Genomic DNA, 4,215 nt, shown 5'->3' with positions numbered 1-4,215 from the left:
GGCCACCAATCCGTACCTTCGCGTGCCGGACGAACTGCGGGAACCGGAGGACGCGCGGCCCGGCGACGCGCGCCGGGGCCGGCAGGACGAAGAGCGGTCGGACGCGGCGGCCACCGAGCCCGGGAACGGCGACGTGTACGGCGCGCCCACCGTGGCGCGGCCGGTCGGGCCCCCTCCGCGGGGCCCCCGCCAGCCGCCCGGGCCGCGGGGCGGGAACGGGCCGCCGGCCCGGCCGGACGACGGGCCACCGCCCCCGCCTCCTCCCCCGCCGCCGCGGAAACCGCGCGGCGGAAGGTGGTCCCCGGAGCTCCCCGGAGATCCGTAGAGATTCCCGGGGCCTCCGGAAGCGGAGGCACTCCATACCGGTACGCAAGATTCACGCCATCGACACGACACCCAGTGTTCGCTGTCCGCCAGCCGGACCTCACGGGCGGTGTGACCTGCCTGCCCGATACGGTGGAACCACCATGAGCGCATCGCAGACCTCGTCCTCTGACGTCCCCACCCTCCTTGTCAAGATCTTCGGCAAGGACAGGCCGGGCATCACGGCCGGCCTCTTCGACACTCTCGCCGCCTACTCCGTCGACGTCGTCGACATCGAGCAGGTCGTCACCCGTGGCCGGATGGTGCTGTGCGCGCTCGTGACCGAGCCGCCCCCCGGTCTCGAGGGAGATCTGCGGGCGACCGTCCACAGCTGGGCCGAGTCGATGAAGATGCAGGCGGAGATCATCTCCGGCCTCGGCGACAACCGGCCGCGCGGACTGGGCCGCTCCCTGGTCACCGTGCTCGGGCATCCGCTCACCTCGGAGGCGACCGCCGCGGTCACCGCGCGGATCACCAGGACCGGCGGCAACATCGACCGTATCTTCCGGCTCGCCAAGTACCCCGTGACCGCGGTCGAGTTCGCCGTGTCCGGCGTGGAGACCGAGCCGCTGCGCACCGCCCTGGCACCCGACGCGGCGAAGCTCGGCATCGACGTCGCGGTCGTCGCCGCCGGTCTGTACCGGCGTGCGCAGCGCCTGGTCGTCATGGACGTCGACTCGACGCTCATCCAGGACGAGGTCATCGAACTGTTCGCCGCGCACGCCGGCTGCGAGGACAAGGTCGCCGAGGTGACGGCGGCCGCGATGCGCGGGGAGCTGGACTTCGAGCAGTCCCTGCACGCGCGCGTGGCGCTGCTGGAGGGGCTGGACGCCTCGGTGGTGGACAAGGTGCGCAGCGAGGTGCGGCTGACGCCGGGCGCCCGCACCCTGATCCGTACGCTGAAGCGGCTCGGCTACCAAGTCGGTGTGGTCTCGGGCGGGTTCACCCAGGTCACCGACGATCTGAAGGAGCGGCTGGGGCTGGACTTCGCCCACGCCAACACGCTGGAGATCGTCGACGGCAGGCTGACGGGCAAGGTCACCGGCGAGATCGTCGACCGCGCGGGCAAGGCCCGGCTGCTGCGCCGGTTCGCGGCGGAGGCGGGCGTGCCGCTGTCGCAGACCGTGGCGATCGGTGACGGTGCGAACGACCTGGACATGCTGAACGCGGCCGGTCTGGGCGTCGCCTTCAATGCCAAGCCGGTGGTGCGCGAGGCCGCGCACACCGCGGTGAACTTCCCGTTCCTGGACACGGTCCTGTACCTGCTGGGCGTCACGCGCGAAGAGGTCGAGGCGGCGGACACCCTCGACACGGTCTGAAGCAGGCAGGAGGGGCCCGGCACCGTACCCGTGCCGGGCCCCCTGTCACGGCCCCACTGTCACGCGGAGACGGTCACTCGGTCGGCGCCCAGTAGTCCCGCAGCGCGGCCGCGCCCGGCTCCACGCTCTTCCACGAGCCGGTGAACGACAGGACGGCGAAGGCGGCGGCCGGGAACCCCCGGCGGTCCATCCGCTCGCGGGCGTCGTCCTCGGCCGAGCCCGCCAGGACGTCGGCGAGACCCTGGATGCCCGGGTTGTGGCCGATCATGAGGACGTTCTGCACGTCGTCGGGGGTCTCGTTGAGCACGGCGATCAGTTCGCCCGGCGAGGCCTCGTAGATCCGCTCTTCGTAGACGGTTTTCGGCCGATGCGGGAACTCATGGACGGCGAGCTTCCAGGTCTCCCGGGTCCGGACCGCGGTGGAGCACAGGGCCAGGTCGACGGGGAGGCCGGTGTCGGCCAGCCTGCGCCCGGCCTCCGCCGCTTCTTTTCGGCCCCGGTCGGCAAGCGGACGCTCGTGATCGGTCACCTGTGGCCAGTCGGCTTTCGCATGGCGGAAGAGGACAATCGTGCGGGGTTCTGCGACGCTCATGAGATCCAGCTTCGCATGAAACACGCCATGGGGCGCCAGGAGTTGACCACCGGCTTCGGCCGTGCTCAGCGGGCTGTGAGCTGCTGCAGTCGCTCGAAGAGGTGGGTGACCACGGGGTCACCGGCGGCCGCGTGGGCCTCGGACGGGTTCAGGATCAGGACGAGCAGCGCGGTGAAGAGAAGCGCCGGCAGGGCCAGGGCCCACCAGGGAAGCCGGCTGTCGGCGCCGGACCGGGTCGCCGGGTGGGGCGGGGTCTGCGTAGGGGCCGACATGGGTGCCTCCGCTCTTCGAGTGGCCGGTGGCCCCCGTCTCACGGCCACACCTCGAAGTTACGGAATCCGCGGCAGCCAACCCATCCGGTGACCCACCCACTTGACCCTGACCCTCACCCCCTAGGGGACAGGGGGGCTAGCCCCACCATCGGCGAGGCCGGGGCCGGTCACGGCGAGGCGAGCGTCGCGATGACGGCGATGACGATGAAGATCGCGAAGAATGCGCCGAACACGAGCAGCATCTTCTTCTGACCATGCTGGGGATTCGGATCGAGCACTGGCATGCGGCAAGTGTCGCACTCACCCCGAGCGCGGCACGCTCCGGGGTGAGGCCGACGCGACGCGGCCGGTTCAGCGGTCCGCCTCGTCCTCCACCGTGCGGTTGCGGCCCGCCAGCCAGCCGACGGCCATCTGCGGGATCATCAGGGCGCTCATCAGCGTGATCGGCAGGCCCCAGCCGCCGCTGTGCTGGTAGAGGACGCCCACCAGGAGCGGTCCCGGGATGGAGATGAGGTAGCCGGTGCTCTGCGCGAACGCCGAGAGCTGGGCCACGCCCGGGCCGGTCCTGGCCCGCATGCCGACCATGGTGAGGGCGAGGGGGAAGGCGCAGTTCGCGACGCCGAGCAGCAGGGCCCAGGCCCAGGCGCCGCCGGCCGGCGCGAGATACAGCCCGGCGTAGCCGGCGAGGCCGCAGACGCCCAGGGCGAGCACGATCGGGCCCTGGTGCGGCAGCCGCGTGGCCAGGCGGGGTATGACGAAGGCCAGGGGCACGCCCATCGCCATGGTGAGTGCCAGCAGCAGCCCTGCGGTGCCGGCGGCCACACCGGCGTCCCGGAAGATCTGCGCCATCCAGCCCATCGTGATGTAGGCGGCGGTGGCCTGGAGCCCGAAGAAGACGGCCAGCGCCCAGGCGGTACGGCTCCGGGTGATCCGCAGCCGCGGCGCCTCCCCGCGCGCGGGGTCCGACGCGGCGGGGGCCGAGGTCTTCTCTCGCCCCGCTTCCGACCGGTCCTCGCGCCCGGCTTCCGTCCGAACGGAGGCCGGGTTCCCGGGATCCCGCGTCGCCCCGTCGCCGTCGGCCCGCCGCCCCGGCCCGGACGCCGCCGCGCGCCCCCGTACGAACGGCAGCCACGGCAGGATCGCCGCCACGGCGAGCCCCGCCCACAGGGCCAGGCCGGACTGCCAGCCGCCGGCCAGCGCGTCGGACACGGGCACCGTGATCGCGGCCGCGAGGGACGTGCCCAGGGCCAGCGCCATGGAGTACAGGCCGGTCATGGAGCCGACGCGGTCGGGGAACCACTGCTTGACGATGGCCGGCATCAGGACGTTGCTGACCGCGATGCCCATGAGGGCGAGGGCACTGGCGGCCAGGAAGCCGGCCGTGCCGCCGGCGTAGGGCCGGATCGCCAGGCCGGTGGCGATGGCGACCATGCCGGCGCACACCACGGCGCCCGCTCCGAAGCGGCGGGCGAGCCGCGGGGCCATGACGCCGAAGACGGCGAAGCACAGCGGCGGCACGGAGGTGAGCAGTCCGGCCACGCTGCCGCTCATGCCGAGCCCGTCGCGGACCTCCTCCAGGAGGGCGCCGAGGCTGGTGATGGCGGGCCGGAGGTTCAGGGCGGACAACACGATGCCGAGGACGAGCAGCCGTGCCGGCCACGCGCGCGTG

General features: G+C 72.8%; 5 protein-coding genes and 1 pseudogene. 2 read left to right on the top strand and 4 right to left on the bottom strand.

The window, feature by feature from the left end:
- Window positions 1–325: pseudogene (locus ACFTZL_RS41920) on the top strand (hypothetical protein); the annotation flags it as partial.
- Between the two features lie 142 nt (window positions 326–467).
- On the top strand, window positions 468–1,682 hold the full coding sequence (gene serB / locus ACFTZL_RS41915) for a phosphoserine phosphatase SerB (RefSeq protein ID WP_189730215.1): 1,215 nt from the start codon (window positions 468–470) through the stop codon (window positions 1,680–1,682).
- 73 nt (window positions 1,683–1,755) lie between these two features.
- On the opposite strand, the gene ACFTZL_RS41910 is transcribed toward serB, so the two are convergent.
- From ACFTZL_RS41910 to ACFTZL_RS41895, 4 genes are all read right to left on the bottom strand, one after another.
- Window positions 1,756–2,274: a SixA phosphatase family protein gene (locus ACFTZL_RS41910; RefSeq protein WP_382594970.1), complete on the bottom strand. Its 519-nt coding sequence runs from the start codon at window positions 2,272–2,274 to the stop codon at window positions 1,756–1,758.
- Between the two features lie 65 nt (window positions 2,275–2,339).
- On the bottom strand, window positions 2,340–2,546 hold the full coding sequence (locus tag ACFTZL_RS41905) for a hypothetical protein (protein WP_382594967.1): 207 nt from the start codon (window positions 2,544–2,546) through the stop codon (window positions 2,340–2,342).
- A 167-nt stretch (window positions 2,547–2,713) separates the two neighbouring features.
- Window positions 2,714–2,830 carry an SGM_5486 family transporter-associated protein gene (locus tag ACFTZL_RS41900; protein WP_104779641.1) on the bottom strand — a complete coding sequence of 39 codons (117 nt, stop codon included), beginning with the start codon at window positions 2,828–2,830 and terminating at the stop codon, window positions 2,714–2,716.
- 67 nt (window positions 2,831–2,897) lie between these two features.
- On the bottom strand, window positions 2,898–4,215 hold a 1,318-nt coding region (locus ACFTZL_RS41895; protein ID WP_382594964.1), incomplete at its 5' end, for a CynX/NimT family MFS transporter.

It is taken from the genome of Streptomyces sp. NPDC056948, assembly GCF_042674225.1.
Lineage (GTDB): Bacteria > Actinomycetota > Actinomycetes > Streptomycetales > Streptomycetaceae > Streptomyces > Streptomyces purpurascens.
This window is presented reverse-complemented; position numbering and strand designations above follow the sequence as displayed.